The following is a 25,854-nucleotide window of genomic DNA, read 5'->3' on the forward strand; positions in this document are numbered from 1 at the left end:
CCGCCCTTGGAGCATGAGCAGGGTTCGGGTCAGGTTTCTTTGCAATTCTGGCTTGGGGCCCTGTTGACACCTCCATCAAAGGACGCTGCGATGTCCGCTTTGCGCTCTGCCACCCGTGTTCCGGTCGACACCGACAAGCCCCGCCGCTTTGTCTTTGTTTTGTTGGACCAATTCAGCCTGTTGTGTTTTGCCACAGCCATCGACAGTTTGCGCATCGCGAACCGGATGGCCGGAAAAACGGTCTACAGCTGGACCACCATGGGCGAAGGCGGCGAAACGGTGGCATGTTCAGCTGGATCAGTGTTCCAGCTGGATGAAGATCTGGGCGAACTGTCGCGTGACGATTCGATTATGGTCTGCGGCGGCATGGATGTGCAGGATGCCACCAGCAAAAGGGTATTGGGCTGGCTGCGTCGCGAAGCCCGCAAAGGGCTGGTGGTTGGCGGACTGTGCACAGCGGCCTACACGCTGGCGAAGGCCGGTTTGCTGGACGGCAAACGCGCGACCATCCATTGGGAAAATCAGGACAGCTTTGCCGAGGAGTTTCTTGAGGTCGACCTGACCAAGTCTGTTTTTGTCGTTGATGGCAACCGCATGACCACTGCCGGCGGGACATCGTCAATCGACCTGATGCTGAAACTGATCGCCGATGATCAGGGCGAGGAACTGGCCAATTCTGTGGCGGACCAGCTGATCTATTCCTCCATCCGCACCGATCAGGACACACAACGCCTGTCCGTGCCGACCCGCATCGGGGTACGCCACCCGAAGTTGAGCCAGGTCATCCAGATGATGGAAAACAACATCGAAGAGCCGATAAGCCCTTCGTTGCTGGCTAAGGAGGTCGGCATGTCGACCCGCCAGTTGGAGCGGCTGTTTCGCCGGTACCTGAACCGCTCGCCCAAACGCTATTACATGGAATTGCGCCTGCAAAAGGCCCGCAACCTGTTAATGCAAACGGATATGTCAGTGATCAACGTCGCACTCGCCTGCGGTTTTGCGTCGCCGTCCCATTTCTCCAAATGTTACCGCGCGCATTACGAAACCACGCCGTACCGCGAACGCGGCAGTCACGCCGCGCGGCTGTCAATCTAGGCGCTCGGTTCAGACAAAGGCGACATCACTTCGTGATCCGGTAAACCGCCCCGTCGGTCACCGAGATGAACCAGATCGACCCGTCGGGCGCTTCGACAACATCGCGCACGCGGCCGGTTTGCGCTGTTTTGATCTGCTCCACCTCGCGCAAAGGCGTTCCTGACAGACGGCTGATGTAGTCGAACTTGAGCGACCCCACGAACATATCGCCCTTCTAATCTGCAAACATCTTGCCCGAATGGATCAGCAAACCCGAGGGCGCGATGGACGGGTCCCAATAATAGGCGGGCTGTTGCATGCCGTCCTTGGCGGTGCCTTCGCCAATCTTGCCACCCGAATAATGTCGCCCGTAAGAAATCACCGGCCATCCGAAATTCGCACCGCGCTTTACGGCGTTCACTTCGTCACCGCCGCGCGCGCCATGTTCCGAAACCCACAGATTGCCCGCCAAATCCAACGCAGCGCCCTGCGGATTGCGGTGCCCGAAGGACCATATTTCCGGCAGGCCGCCCCCCTGCACAAAGGGATTGTCGCGCGGAATGCTGCCATCGCGCCCGACACGGACCACCGAACCGTTGTGGCGGGTCACATCCTGCGCCGCAGGTCGGTCGCCCCGATCGCCGATGGTCATAAACAAGGTGCCGTCGGTGCCCTCAACCACGCGGCTGCCGAAATGGCGCCCGCCGCTGCTGCCGGTTTTCATTTCGAAAATGGGGGTAACGTCACGCAACCTTGTCGCCCCTTCGCGGTAGATTGCCGTGCTGAGTGCTGTGCCGCTGCCGCCACCGGACTGGCGTTTGGCGTAGGTCAGGAACAACATCCGACTGCGGGCAAAGTCGCGCGCAAGTGTGATGTCCAGCAGACCGCCCTGCCCGCGATTCGCGACCTTTGGCACGCCGCCGATACGGCTGTTTTGACCGTCACGACTGAGGATCAGATCGCCGCCGCGCTGGGTGATCAATGCCCCCCCTTCCGGCAGGGGCGCAACCGCCCAAGGCGTGTCCAAATCCGTGGCGACGGTCGTGATCCGCCAGCCTTCCTGCGCGAATGCAGGCAAGGATATCATAATCAAAACACCGGCCACACGCAGAACATTCGTGGCGTTTTTTAGTAACCGCATTGTTTTTCTCCTGTTGTGGCCAGCTCTTTCGGGAAATCTAACCTTTTCTGGTGAAATGACCACTTCTGCATTTGACAACCAGATGACACGGCCCTGGCGCACAGCAAAAACACCTTTTCTTTTCAACGGCCCCCGCTTAACCTCTGGCGCGAACATCATGTTCCAACAAGGGAGTTACCACATGAAAAAGATGCTTATGGCCACAACGGCTGCGGCACTGGTTGCAACGGGCGCGATGGCAGACGGCCACGCCAAAGAAGTGAAGCTCGGCGTTCTGTTCGGCTTTACCGGCCCTATTGAATCACTGACCGGCCCGATGTCTGCGGGTGCGGAAATGGCAATGAAAGAAGTCACTGACAGCGGCATGTTTATGGACGGGGCCAAGGTCACCTCTGTACGCGCGGATTCCGGCTGTATCGACAACGGTATGGCAGTCGCTTCTGCTGAACGTCTGATCGCGGACGGCATTAGCGGCCTGGTCGGCGCGGATTGTTCCGGCGTTACTGGCGCGGTTCTGCAAAACGTTGCCATTCCAAACGGCATGGTCATGATCTCGCCTTCCGCGACATCCCCCGGCCTGACCACCATGGAAGACAACGGTCTGTTCTTCCGCACATCCCCGTCCGACGCCCGCGAAGGCGAAGTCATGGCGGAGATCCTGCAAGAGCGTGGCGTGAAATCCATCGCCCTGACCTATACCAACAACGACTACGGCAAGGGTCTGGCGGACGCGATTGAAACATCGTTCAAAGCAGTCGGCGGCGAAGTCACAATCGTAGCGGCACACGAAGACGGCAAAGCGGACTACTCCGCTGAAGTTGGCGCGCTGGCATCTGCCGGTGGTGATCTGCTGGTTGTTGCGGGCTACCTTGACCAAGGTGGTGCGGGCATCATCAAATCCGCGCTGGACGCCGGCGCTTGGGAGCAGTTCGGTCTGCCCGGCGGTATGATCGGTGAAAACCTGCCAAAGACAATCGGTCCTGACCTGAACGGGTCTTACGGTCAGATCGCGGGTTCACAAGGCGACGGCATCGACAATCTGGTCAAGATGGTGGATGGCGCATTTGACGCAACTTCGCCTTACACACCGGAAGCATATGACGCAGCGGCCCTGTTGTTGCTGGCGATGCAGGCGGCAGAGTCGACCGATCCGGCGGCCTATAAGGACGAGATCCTGAACGTGGCCAACGCACCGGGCGAAAAGATCTATCCTGGTGATCTGGGCAAAGCGCTTGAGTTGATCAAAGCCGGCACAGAAATCGACTATGTCGGTGCATCGGCGGTCGAGCTGATCGGACCGGGTGAATCTGCGGGCACCTACCGCATGATCGAAGTCAAAGATGGCAAAAACGAAACCATTGGCATGAAATAAGCCAATTGGAACAACCGGATACAGCCTGCCCTCGGGTGGGCTGTATTTGCATATAATAGATCGAAAAAGATCAGGCGCCCAACGCGGCGCGAACGGGGAAGTTATACATGGTGCACTCGGATGAGCACATGATCGTCGTTGACGATCTGCACAAGCATTTCGGCGGATTTCATGCGGTAGACGGGGCAAGCCTGTCGATTGACCGCGGGTCCATCACCGGATTGATCGGGCCGAACGGCGCGGGAAAGACCACACTTTTCAATGTGATCGCAGGCGTTCTTCAACCGACCAGCGGCAAGGTTTACATGGACGGCGAGGACATTTCAGGTCTGCCGCCCCATACGCTGTTTCACAAGGGGCTGTTGCGCACCTTCCAGATCGCCCATGAATTCCATTCGATGTCATGCCGCGAGAACCTGATGATGGTGCCCGGTGGCCAGTCTGGCGAAACCCTGTGGAACACGTGGTTCGGACGCAAGCGCATCGCAGACGAGGAACGCGCGCTCAGGGCGAAGGCCGACGAAGTGCTGGAGTTCCTGACCATCGAACATCTGACCGACCAGAAGGCGGGACAAATCTCGGGCGGGCAGAAAAAGCTGCTTGAGCTGGGGCGGACTATGATGGTGGACGCCAAGATCGTGTTTCTGGACGAGGTCGGTGCCGGTGTGAACCGTACCCTGCTGAACACCATTGGCGATGCGATCATCCGCCTGAACCAGGAGCGCGGCTATACCTTTGTTGTGATCGAACACGACATGGATTTCATCGGACGTCTTTGTGATCCGGTGATCTGCATGGCCGAAGGGCATGTACTGGCCCAAGGCACGCTGGACGAGATCAAAGCGAATGAACAGGTCATCGAAGCCTATTTGGGCACCGGCCTGAAAAACAAGGACAAGGTGGGCGCATGACCCCGCAAATGTCATTTCCTCACGACCCTCAAGAAAAGAGACGCGTAGCATGAGCGATCCATATGGCGACCGCGGCAATAAAGATCTGTCGATCGGCAACCCCAAGGGCATGGGCTCTGAAATTCCACAACGCGGCGGCACCAGTTTCGCGGCACCCGGCGGGCCCTTCCTGATTGGTGACGGTATGACGGCCGGATATGGTCAGGGACCGGACATCTTGCATGACTGCACCATTGCCGTCGACAAGGGCGAGATTGCCGTGATTGTCGGCCCCAACGGGGCGGGCAAATCAACGGGGATGAAAGCGGTGTTCGGCATGCTGGACATGCGCAAAGGCCATGTGCGGCTGGACGGCGAAGACATCACCGACCTGTCCCCGCAAGACCGCGTGGCCAAAGGCATGGGGTTCGTGCCGCAAACGTCAAACATCTTTACCTCGATGACAGTCGAAGAGAATCTGGAGATGGGCGCGTTTATTCGCACAGATGATTTCAGCGATACCATGGCGCAGGTCTATGACCTGTTTCCGATCCTCAAGGACAAACGGTCCCAGCCTGCCGGTGAGCTTTCGGGCGGTCAGCGCCAGCAGGTTGCCGTGGGCCGTGCCTTGATGACGCAACCCAAGGTTCTGATGCTTGACGAACCGACAGCGGGGGTTTCGCCGATTGTGATGGACGAATTGTTCGACCGGATCATCGAAGTGGCGCGCACCGGTATTCCCATTCTGATGGTGGAACAAAACGCCCGCCAAGCGCTTGAAATCGCGGACAAGGGTTATGTTCTGGTGCAGGGCGCAAATGCGTACACAGGCACCGGCAAGGAATTGCTGGCCGATCCCGATGTGCGCAAATCGTTTCTGGGGGGCTGATATGCGGTTATTGCTTTGTTCAAGCTTGCTGGCCGGTTTCGCCTTTTCGGCTCAGGCGCAAGAGGCCGGCTTTGGCATCCTGTGCAACTTTTCAAAGATGGTGAAAGACACGGGCACCGGCGTCACCGCATCGGACCCGCAATCATCGGTGGCGCTGGCGACAAAATCCGCGCCTGAAAAGCTTATGACGGCGAAAGCGTCGGGCACTGTCGAGCTGACCGGCGATGACGGCACCCGCTATTTTCTCACCCGGCTGAACGGGGATCTCAAGGCACAACTTGTCGCCGTGTTCCCTGACGGACGGGCCGTTCAAACACAAATTTTCGATGAAAATCCTCTGGGTGTCATATCCCAAGTAGGGTCATGCGAGGTGACGGAATAATGGATTTTCTAAACGCAATCATTGCCTTGGCCAACTATGTGTTGATCCCGGGCATCGCTTACGGATCGCAACTGGCGCTTGGCGCCTTGGGGGTGACACTGGTTTACGGCATCCTGCGGTTTTCCAACTTTGCCCATGGTGACACTATGGCGATGGGCGCGATGGCGACCGTTTTGATGACCTGGCTGTTCCAGTCATGGGGCATTTCGCTGGGGCCGCTTCCCACCGCCTTGCTCGCCCTGCCCTTCGGCATCCTGTTTGCCATCGGTTTGTTGCTGTTCACCGACCGTGCAGTTTACAAATTCTATCGTGTGAAAAAGGCCAAACCGGTCATTCTGGTGATCGTATCGTTGGGCATTACCTTTATTTACAACGGGGTAACGCGCTTTATCATCGGTGCCGATGACCAGAGTTTCTTTGACGGGGAACGCTTTATCATCTCGGCGCGCGAGTTCAAAAAAGCCACCGGTCTGGCCGAAGGGCTGTCGTTCAAAACCACCCAAGGCATCACTATTGTCACGGCGATTATCGTGGTGATTGCGCTGTTCTGGTTCCTGAACAAGACGCGCGCGGGCAAATCCATGCGCGCCTATTCCGACAACGAAGATCTGGCGTTGCTGTCGGGCATCAACCCCGAACGCGTGGTGATGATCACATGGATCATCGTGGCATCCTTGGCGACCATCGCCGGCGTGCTTTATGGTTTGGACAAGTCTTTCAAACCCTTCACCTATTTCCAGCTGCTCCTGCCGATTTTCGCCAGCGCCATTGTCGGCGGTCTGGGCAATCCGCTGGGGGCAATTGCCGGTGGCTTTGTCATCGCCTTTTCCGAAGTGACAATCACCTATGCGTGGAAAAAAGTGCTGGTCTATATGATGCCCGAAAGCCTTGAGCCAAGCGGCCTCGTCCAACTTCTCAGCACGGATTACAAGTTCGCCGTCAGCTTTGTGATCCTTCTCATTGTGTTGCTGTTCAAGCCTACGGGCCTATTCAAGGGGCAATCGGTATGACCGAAACCGTTCGAAATACATTGTTGTTTGGCGTTATCGCCATTTTGATCCTCTTTGTCGGCTTCCAGCAAAGCTGGAACTCTGCCCTGTTGATCATCGCCATGGGCCTTATCTCAAGCATCATGGCCTTAGGGGTAAACCTGCAATGGGGTTTTGCGGGGCTGTTTAACGTTGGCATCATGGGCTTTGTCGCCCTTGGCGGTCTGGCCGCTGTGCTCATCGGCATGCCCCCGACCGAAGGCGCATTCGCGGCGGGAGGTCTGGGCGTGATCGGCGCACTGCTGCTGGGTGCGGGCACGATCCTGCTGGCGATTGCCGTGATGAAGCGGATGGGCGCGGGATGGCTGCGCAACATTGCCGTGATCGCGGTTCTGGTCGCCGGCTTCTTTATCTTTCGTGCTGTGCTGGATCCTTCCGTTGCGCGGATTGAGGAAATCAACCCGGCCCAAACCGGATATCTGGGCGGCTTGGGTTTGCCCGTGCTGCTTGCCTGGCCTGTTGGCGGCGTATTCGCGGCCGCGGCCGCCTGGCTGATTGGCAAGACGGCGCTGGGGCTGCGGTCCGATTATCTGGCGATCGCAACCTTGGGCATTGCCGAGATCATCATCGCCATTCTGAAAAACGAAGACTGGCTGACACGCGGTGTGAAAAACGTCATCGGTGTGCCGCGTCCGGTCCCATACGAGATCGATTTGCAAAACAGCGCCGCATTTGTTGAACGTGCCGCGGGTTTCGGTTTTGATCCGGTAGAGGGCTCCACCCTTTATGTGAAAGTCTTGTATATCCTGTTGTTTGCAACGGTACTGGTTATCCTGATGTGGATGGCGCAACGCGCTTTACATTCACCATGGGGCCGCATGTTGCGCGCCATCCGTGACAACGAGGTTGCTGCGGAAGCTATGGGCAAAGATGTCACCGCGCGCCATCTGCAGGTGTTTATTCTGGGGTCCGCCATCTGCGGCATTGCAGGGGCGATGATGACAACGATGGACAGCCAGCTCACGCCCGGCACCTATCAGCCGCTGCGCTTTACCTTCCTGATCTGGGTGATGGTGATTGTCGGCGGGTCGGGCAACAATCTGGGCTCGGTTCTAGGCGGTTTCCTGATCTGGTTCTTGTGGGTTCAGGTTGAACCGATGGGGCTGTGGCTGATGACAGCAATCACTTCTGGCATGGCTGAAGAGGCCCCGTTGAAGGTGCATCTGATTGAATCGGCAGCGCATATGCGGTTGCTGACCATGGGTTTGGTATTGTTGTTGGTCTTGCGGTTTAGCCCGCGTGGTTTGATCCCCGAGAAGTAAAAGGGGTAAACGCTGCTGGGCGGTGCTGGGCGTGAGTGCGGACAGTATATAACGCCAAAAAGAGGGGGGCGTGGGCGATAGGCCCGCGCCCCCTGTTCGTTTTAGCGCCCTTTGAAGAGACCGCCGAGAATGCCGCGCACGATGCGGCGGCCGGTGGTCCCTTTCAGTTCTTTGATGACCACACTTGCCACGGCAGCGCCGAAGCCTTGTTGCGATTTGCGGCGCGGGGCACGGGACGTCGAGCGGGTAACGCCCTTGCCCGCATAGCGACGCGCACTGTTGAATTCGCGCAGGGCCGGTGTGTCGATTTCTTCGGCTTTTTCCTCCGCAATTGCGGCTTCTTTTGCAGCATCGTCGGCGCGTTTTCGCAGCATTTCAAATGCGGAATTGCGATCAAGCCGCGCGTCATATTTTCCGGCCATCGGGGAGAGGGCCATAAGGGCGGCGCGTTCGCTGTCCTCGATAGGGCCAAGTTGCGAGGACGGGGGCCGGATCAATGTGCGTTCGACGATACCGGGCACACCCTTTTTCTGTAGGAAAGACGTCACCGCCTCGCCCACCCCAACTTCGCGAATGGCTTCTTCGGTATCGAAACGCGGGTTTTCACGATAGGTTTCGGCCGCCATGCGCAATTCTTTACGGTCCTTGGCCGTAAAGGCGCGCAGGGCATGTTGCACGCGATTGCCAAGCTGGCCCAGGATGTCGTCGGGCACGTCCGCCGGGTTTTGCGTGATGAAGTAGACGCCGACCCCTTTCGAGCGGATCAGGCGTGCCACCTGTTCGACCTTGTCGACCAATGCTTTGGGCGCATCGTCGAACAAGAGGTGCGCTTCGTCGAAGAAGAAGACCAGTTTCGGTTTGTCGGGGTCGCCAACTTCGGGCAGTTCTTCGAAGAGTTCAGACAGCAGCCAGAGCAGAAAGGTCGCGTAGAGTTTCGGCGATCCCATCAGTTTGTCTGCGGCGAGGATGTTGATCACGCCGCGCCCGTCCTCTTCCGTCCGCATCAGATCGCTGAGCGCCAAAGCCGGTTCGCCAAATAGATCAGCCGCGCCCTGATTTTCAAGCACCAGCAAGCGGCGTTGGATCGCACCGACCGATGCGGCCGAGACATTCCCGTATCGCAGCCCCAGTTCCTTGGCGTTCTGGCCGATCCAGACCAGCAGCGCCTGCAAATCCTTGAGATCGAGCAAGGGCAAGCCATCTTCGTCGGCGACGCGAAACGCAATGTTCAAAATGCCTTCTTGCGCCTCGGTCAATCCAAGAAGCTGGGAAAACAGCAAGGGGCCCATTTCGGAAACAGTTGTGCGCACCGGATGGCCCTGTTCGCCGAATAAATCCCAGAAGGTGACAGGAAAGGCGTCATAGCTGAAATCGCTAAACCCGATCTTTTCAGCGCGGCTCATGAAGGGGGCGTGCAATTTGTGATCCGCACTGCCGGATTTCGCGAGACCGGACAGATCGCCTTTTACGTCTGACAGAAAGACGGGCACCCCTGCGGCAGAAAACCCTTCCGCGAGGATTTGCAGGGTCACGGTCTTGCCAGTGCCCGTGGCACCCGCAATCAGCCCGTGGCGGTTGGCATAGCCGATATTGAGAAACTGCTGGGTTGCGTATGCGTCACCGCCCCCTCCGATAAAGATGTCTTGCGTCACAAAAATTCCTCTCAAGCGGTGCCTGTTTAAGCGTTACACCGGTATTCTTATCCGTAAATGCCCAGCCCTTCACGATCAAATCCTGCAATTGGCCCTACTCGGGGCGATTTAATGGAAAACCGAACAGAAGAACCTGTCGAAGGGGCACAGAAAGTTAACCTTTGGGCACCATATTGGGAGGTGTCATCGGTGCTTATGTCCTTTTGCACGGATGACACTTCCTCCCTGTCAGACTGGCCGCGCCTTTGGGTGCGGCCCTTTTTATGAACACAGCTGTTGTGACCTGCAAAAGAGCATCGCCTACGGCACCCGCATTTGCAGTCGCCTGGCATTAAGCTGCGGAAATCTAGTCTTTTTTGAATTTTCCGGACAATTCCGCGTGAGGAAGGGGCGATACTCCACTCCAATCCTTAAGAGATTGATAATTAACGATATTTAAACTGTTGACCGCCTCGCCAAGCTCTCGTAACGTTACGGCATAAGTCGGCCCAGTCCGACGGGGAGAGAAGATTGGAAAAGGGAGCGTGATGCGTTCCCTTTTTCTTATTTCAGCGCCCCCTGCCTGCGACAGGATGTGTCGGCGGTTTTCGGCCTTGGTGCGTTCAAATTATTGAGGAACGACACTGACATTGCCGATGCGGCATGGTAAACGGCGCGAAAGTAACAATCGTGGATTTGACATGAGCAAGTTTTTCACCGCACTGCCCCTTTGTGCCGCCCTCGCCCTGATGGCTCCGCTGCCGGTTCTGGCGCAGACAGCCACCGCCACCGAAGAGGCACAGCCACAGACCGATGAGGCCCCAAAGGTCGAAGAGCAACTGAGCCTTGGCGAGGATGCCGATAAGGATCCGGAGCTGGGCAAACCCTATACGCAGGAAGTCATCGGCGCGTGGGAAATGCGCTGTATCAAGACCGAAGCAGAACCCGACCCTTGCCAGATGTACCAGTTGCTGGACGACGGCCAGGGCGCACCGGTTGCAGAAATCTCGCTGTTCCGCCTGCCCAATGGCGGCAAGGCCGAAGCAGGTGCGACGATCGTTGTGCCGCTTGAAACCTCCCTGCCCCAGCAGTTGACCATCGCGGTCGATGGCGGCAAGGCCCGCCGGTACCCTTACGCCTTTTGCAACCCTGTCGGATGTTACGCGCGTCTGGGTCTGACCGCTGCTGATATTTCTGCGTTCAAGCGTGGTAATGCGGCCGAGATCACAATCATTCCGGCATTGGCACCCGACCAGAAGGTCAAATTGGCCCTGTCCTTGAAAGGCTTTACCGCCAGCTATGACAAAGTTTCCGTGATCGAACAGTAAGACCGGTTTAACGGTACGAAATCAAGGGCCGCTCCGGTTTCGGGGCGGCCTTTTGCATGTCCCCTCGAAGTCGCAGGATCAGTGGCCCCTAGATCTTGCGCAGGGCAACCACCGCGTTCATCCCGCCAAAAGCAAAGGCATTCGACAAGGCCACCGACACGTTGGCATCACGCGCCGCGTTAGGCACCACATCCAATGCGCATTCCGGGTCCTGTTCTTCGTAACCGATGGTCGGGGCAACCACCCCGTCGCGCAATGCCATGATGCAGGCCAGCAGTTCCACCGCGCCGGTGCCACCGATCAGATGGCCGTGCATCGATTTCGTGGACGAGATCATCAACTGGTCCGCATGCGGTCCGAATACATCCGCCACGGCTGCGCATTCGGTTTTGTCGTTCGCCGCTGTGCCGGTGCCATGCGCGTTGATATAGCCGACCTCTTCGCGGTTGATCCCTGCGTCTTGCAAGGCCCCAGCCATGGCCCGCGCCGCGCCTGCCTTGGACGGCATAACGATGTCGCTGGCATCCGAAGACATGGCGAAGCCGATGACTTCGCACAGGATATCCGCGCCGCGCGCACGGGCGTGTTCAAATTCCTCAAAGACGAAGATGCCCGCCCCTTCGCCCTGCACCATGCCATTGCGGTTGGCCGAAAACGGACGACATGCATCGCGGCTCATCACGCGCAGCCCTTCCCATGCTTTGACACCGCCGAAACACAGCATGGATTCAGAGCCACCCGTTACCATGGCTGGGGCCATGCCGGAACGGACCATGGAAAACGCCTGTGCCATTGCGTGATTGGACGAGGCGCAGGCGGTGGAAACGGTAAAGGACGGCCCCTTGAGATTCCATTCCATGCTGACATGGCTGGCGGCCGCATTGTTCATCAGCTTGGGCACCACAAAGGGATGCACGCGGTTTTTACCCTCTTCATAAACGGCGCGGTAATTGTCGTCCCATGTGGACACACCACCCCCCGCCGTGCCCAGAACCACGCCGGATTTTGCGGCGAGTTCACCCGAAAACGTCAGACCCGATTGTTCAATGGCCTCTTTCGCCGCGGCCAGCGTGAATTGGGTGAACCGGTCATACAGCGACATCTGCTGGCGGTTATAGCGCCCCTCGGCCTCAAATCCGCGCACCTGCCCGCCAATCTGGATTTGCAGCCGTTCGACATCGCGAAATGCCAGCTGGCCGATGCCGCAGACCCCTTCGCGCATCGCCTGCAGGGTCGCAGGCACAGAATGCCCCAACGCGTTGATCGTGCCCGCCCCTGTGATCACCACACGTTTCATCGGCTCAGGCCTGTTCGGCTTTCAGCCGTTCAATGCCTTTGATGATGCTGGCCACAGACGTGATGTCGAAATCGGAGTCTGTCGGGTTGTTGGCATTAAAAGGTACCGTAATGTCAAAGGCTTCCTCGATCGCAAATATGCTTTCGACCACCCCCATCGAGTCAATGCCGAGACTTTCAAGTGTGCTGTCCGGCGTCACATCTTCGGGCTCCAGCAGCGCTTGCTCTGCTATGATGGCAATGACTTGATCGGAGATGTTCATTGGCCCGTCCTTCGTTTGGGTCATGTACTCAATTCGCGGTGTCTCAGGTCACGTTTACAACTGATCTAGTCGTCCTTTTCCGATTTGAAAACCACCTTTCGCAGTTCTGCGACCTCGCGCAGCAACCGTGGCAGACGCCGTTGTGCTTTATATAGGTCGACCTGTTTATCCATCTGTGTGGCCGGATACCCCAGCATGGTGCGGCCCGCGGGCACGTTGCTCATCAATTTGGTGCCACCGCCCGCGATCACGCCATCCCCGACAAAGATATTGTCGTTCACGCCGACCTGACCCGCCATGACGACGTTATTGCCGATGCGGGCGGAGCCCGCGATGCCAACCTGTCCGCAGATCAGACAGTTGTCGCCAATGCTGACGTTATGCCCCATGTGCACTTGGTTATCGAGCTTGGTGTTATTGCCAATCGTCGTGTCGCGAATTGTACCGCAATCAATGGTGCAGCCCATCCCGATTTCAACGTCATCGCCGATGGTAACACTGCCAAGGGAATGAATGCGGATCCACGGCTGCGCCTCTGCCGCGCCTTGATCACCCAGAGTTTTGCGCGCGGATTCCACGGTCGAGGGTTCCGCCGTGACAAAGGAAAACCCGTCGCCCCCAATTCGCGCGCCCGGCTGGATGATGCAGCGTTCGCCGATGGTGACACGCGCACCGATGCTGACCTGTTCGCGCAGATACGCATCCGCGCCCAAGGTTACATCAACACCGATAAAGCAATGCGGCCCAATGACCGATCCCTTGCCAATCCGTGCCCCTGCAGAAATGATCGCCAGTGGTCCCACGCTGACGCCCTCGGCCAGAACCGCCGTCGGATCAATGATCGCAGAGGGGTGAATACCCGTGCCAAACCCCTGCCCCTTATCCAACATCCGCGTCATGCCGGACATGGCAAATCTGGGACGAGTCGGAAAAATCGCGGCCTGCAATCCCATGGCCTGCCAATCGGCTTCCGGCCATAACATCGCAGCGCGCGCTGTTCCTTGTGACAGACCTTCGGCGTATTTCGGGTCCATCGCCAGTGCCAGATCATCCGGCCCCGCCGATTGTGGTTCAGCCGCGCGGGCAATCACCAGTGACGTATCACCGGCGGCCTCGGCCCCCAGTGATTTCGCAATCTGTGCAATAGTGTAAGTCATCATGGGCACCCCTTATGGCAGCGCCCCAAGATTTACCCCTGAACGCCGCCCAAGACCACCCCTGCGCGTGACAGCGCATTCCAGATTTTGGCGTCACGTCCGTAAACGTCGGCGCGGTATTCCGTATGGCCGCGCGCATTGGTCACAGCCGTCCGGTAAATCAGATGAACCGGCACAGGCGTGTCCAACACCACCTTGGTTTCACTGCGCGAGCGCAGGATCGACTGGAAGTGACCCTTTGGATCTGCCTCTTGCTTGCTTAGTAATTCATAAGCAAATTCAAAAGGTTGCGCCAAGCGCACGCAGCCGTGGCTAAAGGCCCGCACATCGCGAGAAAACAGGCTCTTGGCCGGGGTGTCATGCAGATAGATGTTGTATTTATTCGGGAACATAAACTTTACCAACCCCAGCGCATTGGATTTGCTGGGCGGCTGGCGCATGGCGTAGGGAAAGTTCCGTTCGGTAAACTGCGAGAAGTTCACGGCAGCACGATTGATCTTGCGTCCACGCCGGTCCGTGATCTCGATGTGGCTGGCCGCATTGTAATTACGTTTAAGCGCAGGCAGGTATTCTTTGGTCACAATGGAGCGCGGCACGTACCAGCTGGGATTGACGACCATATGGGTCATCGTATCCGAAAACTCCGGCGTCGGACGGTCGTCCCTGTTCGCCCCGATGACGGAACGGGTGTAAAAGGTCAGCTTGTCATCATCGATGATCTTGGCCGAAAAGTCCGGCAGGTTCACAAGGATATGTCGCTTGCCCCGTTCCGTGTTGAACCAGCGCTCGCGCTCAAGCGCGACCAGCACCGATTGCAGACGCTTTTCCACGCCAACGTTGATCTGGTTCATCGTGGCAACCCCCGCCACACCATCATCGTTCAAACCATGTGCAATCTGGAATTGCTGTACAGCGGCCTGCATGTCGGCATCATATTCACGGGTGTTGGTGCGCTCCAGATACTCCATCGCAATCAGACGGTTGCGCAGCGCAATGACGGCGTTTCCGCTGTCCCCGGGTTTTAGCGATTTGGCAGGCACGGTTGCGCCCCAGCCCCCCGACAGCAAAAGCCGCTCCATCGCGACCTTTTCCTTGATCAGCGCGTTGTACTCCATGCTGGTTGGCGGTAGCGCGCGGAAAAATGCGGCAGGTTTCGCCTCGGCGAGGCCCGACAGATAGGTACCCCGCTCACGGTAGGGAATTTCGCGCACCATCGCAGGGTCAATCGACTTGGGCGTCAGCATGCCGGTCTGGATATCGCGGGCGTACTTCAGAAAGACGCGGCTCATCTCGACCTCTGCCATGCCCCGATCCCGTGCGGTGCGCACGGAGGCCAGCGTGTTCATCAACCCTTCAGGGTCATAGCGTGCAACGGGCAAGCCATGCGACGCAACCGAACGGATCGCGCGCAACAGTTCCGCGCGGCGGTTGCGGTCGACGTCTCCCGCACCAGTCCAAATCGGGCTGTACCCGTTGGCGCGATAAAAGGCTGCGATATCATCATCTTGCGCTGCCGCTTCGGCGATTGCTTGTTTAAACGCGGTCACCTGTGCGCTGCCCGCACGCGGCGCGAAAGAAACCGCTGCCCCGAATGCAATCACGAACCCCGCCATCAGGGCCTGCCGCCGTGATGCTTTCGTAAATAAAGCCGTTCGCATCATTAATTTTCCCACCGTTGCGTTTGCCTGTATTTTGAATACTTATATTAAAGCCGATTGTCCGAAGGGACGAGACCACTGTCCAATAACATTGAAGTTAACCCGGAACAAAATCGTGCATGATGCCAAAACAACACCGCAGCAAAGCGCGGGTTCCGTTGGATGGTCACGCTTTGAGCAGAAAATTGCCTAAAGTTGCATCAACTTAATCTCTATAAGATTAAAGGCTTGGTTCAGGATTCTGCCTATGACATAAAAAGGTTGCATCTGGGGACTAAAATTTACGCCCATGTAACATCATGGACACAGGCAGAAAACGGGACTGACGACCTATGACTGGAACAAGCTCAACGGGGATGACCCGGCGTGCACTTCTTGGGGCATTCGCCGCAACCGCGGTAGCAGCAGCACCGACATATTCCAAAGCCGCAGGTTTCCTGCGCGGTGGCGGCGATATCCGCCGTATCAAGATGTATTCGGGCCGCACCGGTGAACGCATCGACATGATCTACTGGATCGAAGGCAAATACATCAAAGACGCCGTGAAAGAAGTGAACTATTTCATGCGCGACTGGCGCACCGACGGGGTCAAATCGATGGACCTGCGCACGGTTGATATTATGGCTGCCGCCCATAACCTGCTGGACGTGAACGAACCCTACATGTTGCTGTCCGGTTATCGCAGCCCGAAGACAAATGCGATGCTGCGCTCGCGCTCGCGCGGGGTGGCAAAAAACTCCTTGCACATGAAAGGCCAGGCCGCTGACCTGCGTCTCGGGTCGCGTTCGGTGAACCAGATGGCCCGCGCCGCAATTGCCTGTCACGGCGGCGGTGTTGGCCGTTATTCAGGGTCCAACTTTGTGCATATGGATTGCGGCGTCGTACGCAGCTGGGGCGGCTAGGTTTTCCTTCTGCCCGTGAAAAGCGCCCTTTCGCGGCGCTTTTTTTATGTCTTGCCCCAACCGGCATCGCCTAATGTGACAGATCCATGCCCTGGGGTATAGGGATCGCCCCTGGGTACCTGTGGTGATCTGCGTATTTTGGATGCCAGCACGGATCGCTATTGGTTTCCCAACGCCAGCTTGACCGGCACATATCCAGCAAATCGTGTTCTGCCCGAAATCCAAGCACCGTCTGCGCCATGGACGGGTCCGCAAAGCTTGCCGCGACATCACCGGCACGTCGAGGGGCGAACCGGAACGGGATCTTCTGCCCGCTGACTTGCTCATAAGTCTTAATCAGGTCGAGTACGGAATAGCCCGCCCCTTTGCCCAAATTAACTGTGTGTGATCGCCCCCGCTGCAACAGGTGTCCCACCGACAGAACATGCCCCCGCGCCAGATCGCACACATGGATGTAATCGCGAATTCCCGTGCCGTCTGGGGTGCCATAATCACAACCGAACACCGTGAGCCCCGGCAGCTGGCCCTTGGCAACCCGCGCCACCAAGGGCATCAGATTGCCGCCATCGCTCAACGCCGCCTCGCCAATCAAGCCGGAAGGATGCGCACCCGCAGGGTTGAAATATCGCAATATCCCTGTCGCCCAGCCCTGCCCGCGGCGCGTGCGCTGGTTCAAAAACTGCTCGCCCATCAGCTTGGACAGGCCATAAGGATTGGTATAGCCAAGCGGCGCATGTTCGGGGATCGGCAGAGCTTCAGGTGCGCCGTAAACTGTTGCGCTCGATGAAAAAACAATCGTTTTCACCTGATGCTGTTCCATCACCCGGAGCAGACTTAGCAGGGCGGCGATGTTACTGTTGAAAAACCCTTGGGGGCTGGCAAGCGATTGTGGCACGGATTTTCGGGCCGCCAGATGGATCACGGCATCAATTGAATGGGTGCAAAACACTGCCTCAAGTGCCGCCGCGTCCGAGACATCCACGTCATAGGCCACCACCTGCGCACCGGTGATCTGCGCCAGCCGGTCAGGGACATCCCGCGCCGCGTTCGAGAAGTTGTCCACAATAACAACGCGGTACCCCGCCTCTATCAAGGCGACGTAGGTGTGAGAACCGATAAAACCGGCCCCGCCTGTCAACAGAACTGTGCCTGACATGGATCCTCCATCCGCAAGGCACGCAGCGCACCTTTGGCACGACCATTAGGGCGGGAATGAGAGGATTTGGTTAACCCCGAAGGGTCCGCACAGGTTAAATCGCGCCGTAGCCGGTGATCACTGTGACCAAAGTGCGCCAAAAGACATAAGCTTCCATCCGGAAGCCCGATTTGGAGATATAGCGCAAATCAAGCGCCAGTTTGACGCGGGTACCCTGATCATCACTGGTATATCCTTGCACCACCTGACTAAGCCCGCTTAACCCCGGGCGCACCACGTGCCGGCGATGATAGTCGGGCAAAGTCTGGCGGTATTGGCGGGCAAACTCCGGCTGTTCGGGCCGCGGACCGATCAGGCTCATCTCGCCGCGCAAGACGTTGATAATTTGTGGTAATTCATCGATCCGGAAGCGTCGCAACAGCCCCCCGAAACCGCTGATCCGGTGCCCTTCAGCGTCGGCAAACTTCGCAGCCCCCGCATAAGGCCGCATGGTGCGGAATTTGAACATCACAAACAGACTATCATGCTGCCCGACACGTTCTTGGCAGTAAAGCAAAGGACCGGGGTTCAACCACGGGTTCAACATCCACAGGATCACGGCCACCCCCGCCAGCACCGGCAAAAGCAGCACCGAAATCACCAGATCAGTCATCCGTTTGATCAGCCAAAACAGCCGCGTGCCGCCAATTCGCACAATTTCTGGCCCCCTATTTGGGTGGTTCACCACGGACCAGAATGTCTTGGAATTCGTTAACAAAAGGTTTCGATCAGGCCGCTTGCCCTAATCCTTCGGGCCGAAAGCGTTTAAATCCCCTGCATCAAACGTCCCTGCACCCACAGGATCGACGGATAGGACGCGATCCAGAACCACAAGAACCGGTTCAATCCGAACAGGCACGCATTTGCCAGATGAAACAGCGCCGCCACGCTCAGGGCAGCAACTAAACTGGCTGGGTGCAACAAGGCCAGCGGGAACACCACTTCGAACCCCATCACCGCCCATGCCATCGCCCACAATAGCCAGGGTCGCGTTGCGAAACCGCGCAGATTTTCACTGACGGGATAGGCCGAAAAACCGAAAACATCCCGCAGGGCCCTGCCACTGCGCCAATCGGGATTGACGATCTTGACCCAGCCGGAAATGAAATAGGACAAAACCACCTGAACGCCCAGATAGCCAAAAGCGGCTTCGCGCGCCAAACCCTCTGGCAACAGCCGCGCCAGACAAAGGCAATAGAGGATCAAAAGGCCCATCCGGTCGCTACCGCCATTATAGGGGCCGTCAAAGCGGTGCAGGACAAAAATGCTATGCAGCGAAAGCGCCAACAGCACCCAAGGGCTGTAGAGTCCGAACAACAAAAGAAGACTCAGACCGGCCCGCAACACAAACAGCCCCCGCGCGGCAGCGGAGCCTAAAATATGTTCGCTGCATTGCTGTAAGAACGCCAATGCCAACAGGATTTCCGTCGCCCGCAGCGCAGTATCAAAGCTCAAATCGGGTCTCCGACAGATGCAGGGTCGGACAGGAAAACGACGTCTTCGACCCGTTGCCCCCCATCGTGATGCACAAAGACCAGCCTGAATTTAAAGGTTCCGCCCTGCCCGCCCTTGCCGGCGGCATGGATGTCGCGCCGCACACGCGTTTCAATCTCGTTGATGCTGTGGGTGGTCCGCCCCAATGCGATCCTTTCCGCGCAGCTGACCACAAACAGCGCATCATTCCACGCCGGGTTCCAGAACAGACGCTGCAGCATCCGGCCAATCGACAGGGTTTGGGGTCGGGGTTGGTATTCTTGCCAATCCGCAGCCTGCGATTGCTCTGCCCCCCCTACGGCCCATTGCACCCGTGGGGAGGGTTCGACTGCTTTGAAAAACCGCCACGACGGGATCAATACTGGTAAGATTAATGAAACCGTCTTTTTCATAAGCGTGGCTAGCACAAACGCGGTTAAAGCCGCGTTAAGCTTATCCGCATCCAATAGAATACCGCCGGTTTATGCAGGGTTGTTGAAAGCTCTGCCACTGCCGTCGATCCGTCCAGCCGCCAGTTATTTAGGCAATCGCCCACAAAATAGCAAAAGAAGCAGGCAATTCAGAACCACTGCGCCTTTCATTCGGCGCGGACCATGTACAACCCGACAGCGCCGCAAGATCACACTGGGGTGAGAAAAGATCTACGCATCCTTGTCGTCGAGGCCGATCGCGCCAAAGCGGAAAACATCATCGACGCGTTGCAAGACGCGGGATGGAGCGAACTGCACGCGATCAGTCATGTTTCAGGGTTAGAGCATTCTATCGAAGAACATGCGCCAGACATCGTTCTGATCGATATGGCAAACCCCGACCGCGACACGCTTGAACATATTGGTGCCGTTTCCAACACCAGATCACGCGCCGTGGCGATGTTCGTCGATCAAACCGATCCCCATCTGACCCAAGCGGCCCTTGCCGCGGGGGTAAGCGCCTATGTGGTCGACGGCTTGCAAATGAACCGGATCAAATCGGTGATCGAAACCGCCATCGCCCGTTTCCAGATGATGCGCAAAATGCAATCGGAACTTGATGCTGCCAAACAGGCACTGGAAGATCGCAAGACCATCGACCGCGCAAAGGGCATCCTGATGCGCCGCCGCAGCATTCCCGAGGATGAAGCGTATAAACTGTTGCGCAAGGCGGCGATGGATCAGGGCCGCAAAGTCATTGACGTGGCGCAAGCCTTGGTCACCGCGTCGGATCTGTTGGCATGAACCGCACGGTTTTGAATTGCGGCTATGTTCCGCTGGTTGATAGTGCGCCACTGATCATCGCGCACGAATTGGGTTTCGCCGCCGAAGAGGGTCTGGAACTTAACCTCATACGCCAGCCCTCGTGGTCGGCCCTGCGGGATATGCTGGGCCTTGGTCATCTGGACGCCGCACAGATGTTGTCCCCGCTGCCAGTGGCGATGACGATGGGGCTTGGCGGTCTGTCGGCACAAATCGACACCTTGATGGGGTTGTCGGCAAACGGCACTGTATTCGGCGTCTCCAAACAGCTTTCCCACACCCTTTCGCCCATCGAATTCGGCAATCCCAAATCCTTGCTGGCTCAGCTTGAAGCGCGTGGACCTCGCCCCTTGCGCGTGGGTGTTCCCTTTCCTTTCTCGATGCATCGGTTGTTGCTGTCTTACTGGACGGCCTCTGCGCCGAACCTCGTTGTGGAAAGTGTCACCGTGCCGCCCCCGCGCATGGCCGAAGCGGTCGCCGAAGGGCATGTCGATGCCTTTTGGGTTGGTGAACCCTGGGGCAGCGATATTGTATCACGCGGCGTTGGCGACATTGCGATGGCAGGATCCCATGTCTGGGGTTTCGCGCCCGAAAAAGTGCTGGCTGCCCGCCATGACTGGACAGAAAACAACCCAGAGACGGCCCAAAAGCTGATGCGCGCGGTCTATCAGGCGTCGCGCTGGCTTGATCTGGAACAGAACAAACCGCTGGCTGTCGAAATTCTGGGCCGCAGCGAGCACTTGAACCTTGCCCACGAGGTGATCGAACCGGCGGTGACCGGCATGCTGACCCTCAGCGCAGGGGCTGCCCCAACACATGTCTCGCAATTTTTGATGTTTCACGATCACGCGGCCTCCTTTCCGTGGCGCAGTCAGGCGGCGTGGATCGCCAAACAGCTCGGCGCGGATGCAGCCGGCATCGCTTTGGCCATGACCTGTTGTCGCACCGATCTCTATCGCAAATACCTCGGTCCCATCGGCGCAGATTTGCCCGGTGCCTCGGAAAAGGTTGAAGGCGCGATGAACGAAATGACCGCCGTCGCCTCATTGCGCGGACAGATGATTCTTGCGCCAGATGCATTTTTTGACGGCAACACGTTCGATTTTTCAGCAGATACGGCTGAATAAACGGGCGGTTTGTGGCCATGCGGACATTTTTGACGCTGCAACGCAGAAAAACATTGTGCCACGCAGCGAAGCACCTAATCGTAGGGACAAGACAGCAGGCGCTGCCGCCTGACACCTTTCCGCCAATGACGGTGGAATTCTCTCAAGAGCAAAGCCGCTCGTAAGAAGCATGGATTTTCCGTGGCGCTTACGTGTGGCTTTTTTCGTTTTACGGGCCCCGCCCATCCAACCACAGGACGTATAAAATGATTGCAAAACTCCCCGTCGCCCTTGCTACAACCGGCATGCTGCTGAGCACGGCCGCCTATGCCGAAATGCTCGATCTTGAAAAAGACGAGCTGACCTTCGGCTTCATCAAGTTGACCGACATGGCCCCGCTCGCTGTGGCTTACGAAAACGGCTATTTCGAGGACGAAGGCCTGTTTGTGACCCTTGAGGCGCAGGCCAACTGGAAGGTGTTGCTTGACGGTGTGATCGACGGGCAGCTTGACGGCGCGCATATGTTGGCCGGTCAGCCGCTGGCCGCGACAATCGGATATGGCACAGAGGCGCATATCATCACGCCCTTCTCGATGGATTTGAACGGGAACGCGATTACCGTTTCCAACGACATCTGGGAACAGATGAAGCCGAACGTGCCGAAGATGGACGATGGCCGCCCGCAGCACCCCATCTCAGCCGAAGCGCTGGTGCCGGTTGTCGAAGCGTATAAGGACGAAGGCCTGCCCTTTAACATGGGGATGGTGTTTCCGGTCTCCACCCATAACTACGAAATCCGCTATTGGCTGGCCGCCGGTGGTCTGGAACCGGGCTATTACGCGCCTGAGGACGTGACAGGAACAATCGGCGCGGATGTCTTCCTCTCCGTCACCCCGCCCCCGCAAATGCCCGCCACGATGGAGGCCGGGACGATCTACGGTTACGCCGTGGGCGAACCGTGGAACCAACAGGCGGTATTCAAAGGCATCGGCGTGCCCGTCATCACCGATTACGACATGTGGAAGAACAACCCCGAAAAGGTCTTTGGCATCACAAAGGAATTCGCGGATGAGAACCCCAACACGACATTGGCCCTGACCAAGGCGCTGATCCGTGCGGCGATCTGGCTTGACGAAAACGACAACGCCAACCGTGAAGAAGCGGTCGAGATGCTGGCGCGCTCCGAATACGTCGGGGCCGATGCCGAAGTCATCGCGAATTCCATGACCGGTTTCTTCGAATTCGAGAAAGGCGACCGTCGTCCCGCGCCGGACTTTAACGTCTTCTTCCGCTACAACGCGACCTACCCGTTTTATTCAGACGCCATCTGGTATTTGACCCAGATGCGCCGCTGGGGCCAGATCGCCGAACCGCAGTCGGATGAATGGTTCATTGATCAGGCCAAAAAGGTCTATCGCCCTGACATCTATCTTGAGGCGGCCCGCCTGCTGGTCGACGAAGACATGGCAAATGAGGCCGACTTTCCCTTCGACAGCGATGGTTTCAAACAGGCGACACCGGCCGAAGATGTCATCGACGGCATCCCCTTTGACGGGCGCACCCCCAACGCCTACCTCGACAGCCTGCCCATCGGTCTGAAGGGCGCGCAGAAAATCATCGACAACGAAGTAAAAGGCTAAGCCTTGCGCCTTTTGCGGCATCTGTCGCGAAAGGCCCGCTTTTCTACGGCCAGATCACAGGATACCCGATATGTCTGTCACCGACCCCGATACATTTACGACCCAAACCCTGGACAAAGAGGCCAAGCGCGCCCGCCTGTTCACCCGCATCAACAAAGCCGACAACTGGTTTCAGGTGCTGGGTCTTGCCTGGCTGACACCGATCCTGAAAGCCGCCGCAGGCGACAATCCGCGCGCGCAAGTCGGTGAAATCTGGCGTCTGTTGGGCGTGCCACTGCTGGCGATTGCCCTGTTCCTGCTGGCTTGGGGCACGCTGGCACCAAAGGTGCAAACCTCGCTGGGTGCCGTGCCCGGTCCCGCGCAGGTCTGGGAACAAGCGCTCAGCCTGAACGCCGACGCCATCCGCGAACGCGAGAAAGAGGCCGCGTTCTACGAACGTCAGGACGCGCGCAACGCGAAATTGATCGCCGACGGTCAAGAGGACCGCGTCAAACAGCGCAGCTATACCGGGCGTCCCACGTATTACGCGCAAATCTGGACCTCGATCAAAACCGTCTTCTTCGGTTTTTTGATCGCTGCCATCATTGCCATTCCGTTAGGCATTGCCGCAGGCCTGTCGAAAACGGCAAATGCAGCGCTGAACCCGCTCATCCAGATCTTCAAACCTGTCTCGCCGCTTGCATGGCTGCCGATTGTAACCATGATCGTCTCTGCGCTTTACGCCAGTAACGACGGGATGTTCTCCAAATCCTTCCTGATTTCGGCCATCACCGTGACCCTCTGCTCACTTTGGCCAACGCTGATCAACACGTCCCTCGGGGTGGCCAGCATCGACAAGGATCTGGTCAGCGTCAGCCGCGTTCTGAAGATGAACACATGGACCAAGATCACCAAACTGGTTCTGCCTTCCGCCCTCCCCCTGATCTTTACGGGTCTGCGCCTCTCGCTCGGCGTGGGTTGGATGGTTCTGATCGCGGCCGAGATGCTCGCGCAAAACCCCGGTCTTGGCAAATTCGTCTGGGACGAGTTCCAGAACGGGTCCTCTCAGAGCCTCGCCAAAATCATGGTCGCAGTGTTCACGATCGGCATCATCGGCTTCTTGCTGGATCGCGTCATGTATGCGCTGCAGTCCATGTTCACCTTTTCGGCCAACCGGTGACCCGCGCGCCAGCCGCGAAACGCCAGCGCATAAAGGAAAAATCATGAGCATTCTCAGTATCAAAGATGTAAACAAGGGTTTTGGCGTCGGAACCGACCGCGCCGAAGTTCTTCGAAACATCAACCTAGAGGTCAAAGAGGGCGAATTCCTCGCCATCCTCGGATTTTCCGGCACAGGAAAATCCACTTTGATGAACCTCATTGCGGGGCTTGAATTGCCCGACAGTGGCACGCTGACCTATCGCGGCGCGCCGATCACCGAACCCGGACCAGAGCGCGGCCTGATCTTCCAAAGCTATTCGTTGATGCCGTGGCTGACGGTAGGCGGCAATGTGGGGCTCGCAGTGGACGCGGTCTTTCCCAAACTGGGCAAGGCGGAGCGCGAGGCAAAGATCAATCATTACGTTTCCATGGTCGGCCTGCCCCACGCCATTTCGCGCCGGCCGGCCGAATTGTCGGGCGGCATGCGCCAACGGGTCGCCGTTGCGCGGGCGCTGGCAATGAACCCCGAAATGCTGCTGCTTGACGAACCGCTTTCGGCGCTGGATGCGTTGACGCGGGCTAATCTGGCGGATGAAATTCTGGAGATTTGGGAAAGTGACAAGAAAACCTGCATCCTGATCACCAACGATGTGGACGAGGCCATCCTGCTGGCTGACCGGATTGTCCCGCTGAACCCTGATGGCACTTTGGCGGAACCGATTGACGTGAACATCCCCCGCCCGCGCGACCGGATGGAGATGAATAATGACGAAACCTTCAAGGCCCTGCGCGCCAGTGTCACGAAATACCTGATGGATGTGGGCATTGAGGCAAAGGTCGACGAAAGCAAAACCCTGCCCAATGTGACGCCCATTCATGCCGTACCCAAAGCAGTGTCGGACGCGCAGAAAAGCCCCATCGAAGAACGCTATCTGAACTTCTCGCAGCTGCACAAAGTCTATCCTACCCCCAAGGGGCCGCTGACCGTGGTCAAGGATTTCGATCTCAAGGTTAACAAGGGCGAATTCATCTCGCTGATCGGGCATTCCGGGTGTGGTAAATCAACGGTGTTGACGATGGCCGCCGGCCTGAACCCGATTTCCAAGGGTGCGATCAAACTGGACGGTTGGAACGTTGAAGGCGCGGACCCCGAGCGTGCCGTCGTGTTCCAATCCCCCAACCTGTTCCCGTGGCTGAGCGCCAAGGAAAACGTCGCAATCGGTGTCGACAAAGTCTATCCCCGCGCATCGCAGGCCGAGCGGCAGGATGTCGTGGAGTATTACCTCGAACGTGTCGGGCTCGCGGACAGCATGGACAAGGGAGCGGCGTCGCTTTCCAACGGCATGAAGCAACGCGTCGGCATCGCGCGGGCCTTTGCGCTTTCACCGAAACTGCTGTTGCTGGACGAACCCTTCGGCATGCTCGACAGCCTTACGCGCTGGGAATTGCAGGAGGTTCTGATGGAGGTCTGGTCGCGCACCAAGGTCACCGCCGTTTGTGTCACCCATGATGTGGATGAAGCGATCCTGCTGGCCGATCGCGTGGTGATGATGACCAATGGGCCGCAAGCGACAATCGGCAAGATCACCGACGTGAAACTGCCCCGCCCGCGCACCCGCAAGGCGCTGCTGGAGCACCCGGATTATTACACCTACCGGCAGGAGGTGCTCGATTTCCTTGAGGAATACGAACATGGCAACACCTCCAAATCGGCGCAAACCACGCCCTCGAAACCCATCGCTGCGGAGTAAAC

Annotated in this window: 23 protein-coding genes and 1 pseudogene; 14 read left to right on the plus strand and 10 right to left on the minus strand. The window is 57.8% G+C overall.

Going from position 1 to position 25,854, the window contains the following annotated elements:
- The first annotated feature begins 90 nt into the window (after positions 1 to 90).
- The gene (locus Z947_RS0113370) at positions 91 to 1,095 is read left to right on the plus strand and encodes a GlxA family transcriptional regulator (protein ID WP_025044801.1); all 1,005 of its coding nucleotides are present in this window, start codon (positions 91 to 93) and stop codon (positions 1,093 to 1,095) included.
- A 25-nt stretch (positions 1,096 to 1,120) separates the two neighbouring features.
- Here the strand turns inward: Z947_RS0113370 and Z947_RS21125 are convergent.
- A pseudogene (locus Z947_RS21125) lies at positions 1,121 to 2,161 on the minus strand (PQQ-dependent sugar dehydrogenase).
- 235 nt (positions 2,162 to 2,396) lie between these two features.
- Between Z947_RS21125 and Z947_RS0113380 the strand changes: the two are divergent.
- The 6 genes from Z947_RS0113380 to Z947_RS0113405 all read left to right on the plus strand — a co-directional run bounded on the left by Z947_RS0113380 (position 2,397) and on the right by Z947_RS0113405 (position 8,059).
- Entirely contained in the window at positions 2,397 to 3,587 is a 1,191-nt protein-coding gene (locus Z947_RS0113380) for an ABC transporter substrate-binding protein (protein WP_025044802.1), read from the plus strand.
- A 128-nt stretch (positions 3,588 to 3,715) separates the two neighbouring features.
- Positions 3,716 to 4,498 carry an ABC transporter ATP-binding protein gene (locus tag Z947_RS0113385; protein ID WP_025044803.1) on the plus strand — a complete coding sequence of 261 codons (783 nt, stop codon included), beginning with the start codon at positions 3,716 to 3,718 and terminating at the stop codon, positions 4,496 to 4,498.
- Between the two features lie 49 nt (positions 4,499 to 4,547).
- Entirely contained in the window at positions 4,548 to 5,366 is an 819-nt protein-coding gene (locus Z947_RS0113390; RefSeq protein ID WP_025044804.1) for an ABC transporter ATP-binding protein, read from the plus strand.
- A 1-nt stretch (position 5,367) separates the two neighbouring features.
- Positions 5,368 to 5,748, plus strand: coding sequence for a hypothetical protein (locus tag Z947_RS0113395; RefSeq protein WP_037938922.1), 381 nt, complete (start codon positions 5,368 to 5,370; stop codon positions 5,746 to 5,748).
- A complete protein-coding gene (locus tag Z947_RS0113400; RefSeq protein ID WP_025044806.1) occupies positions 5,748 to 6,758 on the plus strand; it encodes a branched-chain amino acid ABC transporter permease in 1,011 nt (336 codons plus the stop codon). The genes Z947_RS0113395 and Z947_RS0113400 overlap by 1 nt, the downstream gene beginning before the upstream one ends.
- On the plus strand, positions 6,755 to 8,059 hold the full coding sequence (locus Z947_RS0113405) for a branched-chain amino acid ABC transporter permease (protein ID WP_025044807.1): 1,305 nt from the start codon (positions 6,755 to 6,757) through the stop codon (positions 8,057 to 8,059). Before Z947_RS0113400 ends, Z947_RS0113405 begins: the two co-directional genes overlap by 4 nt.
- A gap of 101 nt (positions 8,060 to 8,160) precedes the next feature.
- Here the strand turns inward: Z947_RS0113405 and Z947_RS0113410 are convergent, their stop codons facing one another.
- Complete coding sequence (locus Z947_RS0113410; protein WP_025044808.1) at positions 8,161 to 9,711, minus strand: helicase HerA-like domain-containing protein; 1,551 nt, start codon at positions 9,709 to 9,711, stop codon at positions 8,161 to 8,163.
- A 680-nt stretch (positions 9,712 to 10,391) separates the two neighbouring features.
- On the opposite strand from Z947_RS0113410, the gene Z947_RS0113415 reads away from it, so the two are divergent.
- Positions 10,392 to 11,018: an invasion associated locus B family protein gene (locus Z947_RS0113415; RefSeq protein WP_025044809.1), complete on the plus strand. Its 627-nt coding sequence runs from the start codon at positions 10,392 to 10,394 to the stop codon at positions 11,016 to 11,018.
- An 88-nt stretch (positions 11,019 to 11,106) separates the two neighbouring features.
- Here the strand turns inward: Z947_RS0113415 and Z947_RS0113420 are convergent, their stop codons facing one another.
- From Z947_RS0113420 to Z947_RS0113435, 4 genes are all read right to left on the minus strand, one after another.
- Positions 11,107 to 12,315 carry a beta-ketoacyl-[acyl-carrier-protein] synthase family protein gene (locus tag Z947_RS0113420; protein ID WP_025044810.1) on the minus strand — a complete coding sequence of 403 codons (1,209 nt, stop codon included), beginning with the start codon at positions 12,313 to 12,315 and terminating at the stop codon, positions 11,107 to 11,109.
- A 4-nt stretch (positions 12,316 to 12,319) separates the two neighbouring features.
- The gene (locus tag Z947_RS0113425) at positions 12,320 to 12,577 is read right to left on the minus strand and encodes an acyl carrier protein (protein WP_025044811.1); all 258 of its coding nucleotides are present in this window, start codon (positions 12,575 to 12,577) and stop codon (positions 12,320 to 12,322) included.
- 65 nt (positions 12,578 to 12,642) lie between these two features.
- The gene (gene lpxD, locus Z947_RS0113430) at positions 12,643 to 13,734 is read right to left on the minus strand and encodes a UDP-3-O-(3-hydroxymyristoyl)glucosamine N-acyltransferase (RefSeq protein WP_025044812.1); all 1,092 of its coding nucleotides are present in this window, start codon (positions 13,732 to 13,734) and stop codon (positions 12,643 to 12,645) included.
- 32 nt (positions 13,735 to 13,766) lie between these two features.
- Positions 13,767 to 15,392, minus strand: coding sequence for a L,D-transpeptidase family protein (locus Z947_RS0113435; protein WP_025044813.1), 1,626 nt, complete (start codon positions 15,390 to 15,392; stop codon positions 13,767 to 13,769).
- Between the two features lie 356 nt (positions 15,393 to 15,748).
- Here Z947_RS0113435 and mepK point away from each other — a divergent pair, with 356 nt between their 5' ends.
- Positions 15,749 to 16,294: a peptidoglycan L,D-endopeptidase MepK gene (gene mepK, locus Z947_RS0113440; RefSeq protein ID WP_386626277.1), complete on the plus strand. Its 546-nt coding sequence runs from the start codon at positions 15,749 to 15,751 to the stop codon at positions 16,292 to 16,294.
- Positions 16,295 to 16,364: 70 nt separating this feature from the next.
- Here the strand turns inward: mepK and galE are convergent, their stop codons facing one another.
- The 4 genes from galE to Z947_RS0113460 all read right to left on the minus strand — a co-directional run bounded on the left by galE (position 16,365) and on the right by Z947_RS0113460 (position 19,375).
- Positions 16,365 to 17,450, minus strand: coding sequence for a UDP-glucose 4-epimerase GalE (gene galE / locus Z947_RS0113445; RefSeq protein WP_025044815.1), 1,086 nt, complete (start codon positions 17,448 to 17,450; stop codon positions 16,365 to 16,367).
- Positions 17,451 to 17,544: 94 nt separating this feature from the next.
- On the minus strand, positions 17,545 to 18,144 hold the full coding sequence (locus Z947_RS0113450) for a sugar transferase (protein WP_025044816.1): 600 nt from the start codon (positions 18,142 to 18,144) through the stop codon (positions 17,545 to 17,547).
- 110 nt (positions 18,145 to 18,254) lie between these two features.
- Entirely contained in the window at positions 18,255 to 18,944 is a 690-nt protein-coding gene (locus tag Z947_RS0113455; RefSeq protein ID WP_025044817.1) for an HTTM domain-containing protein, read from the minus strand.
- Positions 18,941 to 19,375, minus strand: a complete 435-nt coding sequence (locus tag Z947_RS0113460) for a hypothetical protein (RefSeq protein WP_025044818.1) — start codon at positions 19,373 to 19,375, stop codon at positions 18,941 to 18,943. Before Z947_RS0113460 ends, Z947_RS0113455 begins: the two co-directional genes overlap by 4 nt.
- Before the next feature lie 237 nt (positions 19,376 to 19,612).
- Here Z947_RS0113460 and Z947_RS0113465 point away from each other — a divergent pair, with 237 nt between their 5' ends.
- The 5 genes from Z947_RS0113465 (at position 19,613) to Z947_RS0113485 (ending at position 25,852) form a co-directional block, all read left to right on the plus strand.
- On the plus strand, positions 19,613 to 20,197 hold the full coding sequence (locus tag Z947_RS0113465) for an ANTAR domain-containing response regulator (RefSeq protein WP_025044819.1): 585 nt from the start codon (positions 19,613 to 19,615) through the stop codon (positions 20,195 to 20,197).
- Positions 20,194 to 21,342, plus strand: a complete 1,149-nt coding sequence (locus Z947_RS0113470) for a CmpA/NrtA family ABC transporter substrate-binding protein (protein ID WP_025044820.1) — start codon at positions 20,194 to 20,196, stop codon at positions 21,340 to 21,342. The genes Z947_RS0113465 and Z947_RS0113470 overlap by 4 nt, the downstream gene beginning before the upstream one ends.
- A gap of 245 nt (positions 21,343 to 21,587) precedes the next feature.
- Complete coding sequence (locus Z947_RS0113475; RefSeq protein ID WP_025044821.1) at positions 21,588 to 22,961, plus strand: CmpA/NrtA family ABC transporter substrate-binding protein; 1,374 nt, start codon at positions 21,588 to 21,590, stop codon at positions 22,959 to 22,961.
- 70 nt (positions 22,962 to 23,031) lie between these two features.
- Positions 23,032 to 24,120 carry an ABC transporter permease gene (locus Z947_RS0113480; RefSeq protein ID WP_025044822.1) on the plus strand — a complete coding sequence of 363 codons (1,089 nt, stop codon included), beginning with the start codon at positions 23,032 to 23,034 and terminating at the stop codon, positions 24,118 to 24,120.
- 43 nt (positions 24,121 to 24,163) lie between these two features.
- On the plus strand, positions 24,164 to 25,852 hold the full coding sequence (locus tag Z947_RS0113485; protein WP_025044823.1) for an ABC transporter ATP-binding protein: 1,689 nt from the start codon (positions 24,164 to 24,166) through the stop codon (positions 25,850 to 25,852).
- Positions 25,853 to 25,854 lie beyond the last annotated feature (2 nt).

The sequence above is a fragment of the Sulfitobacter geojensis genome (genome assembly GCF_000622325.1).
Lineage (GTDB): Bacteria > Pseudomonadota > Alphaproteobacteria > Rhodobacterales > Rhodobacteraceae > Sulfitobacter > Sulfitobacter geojensis.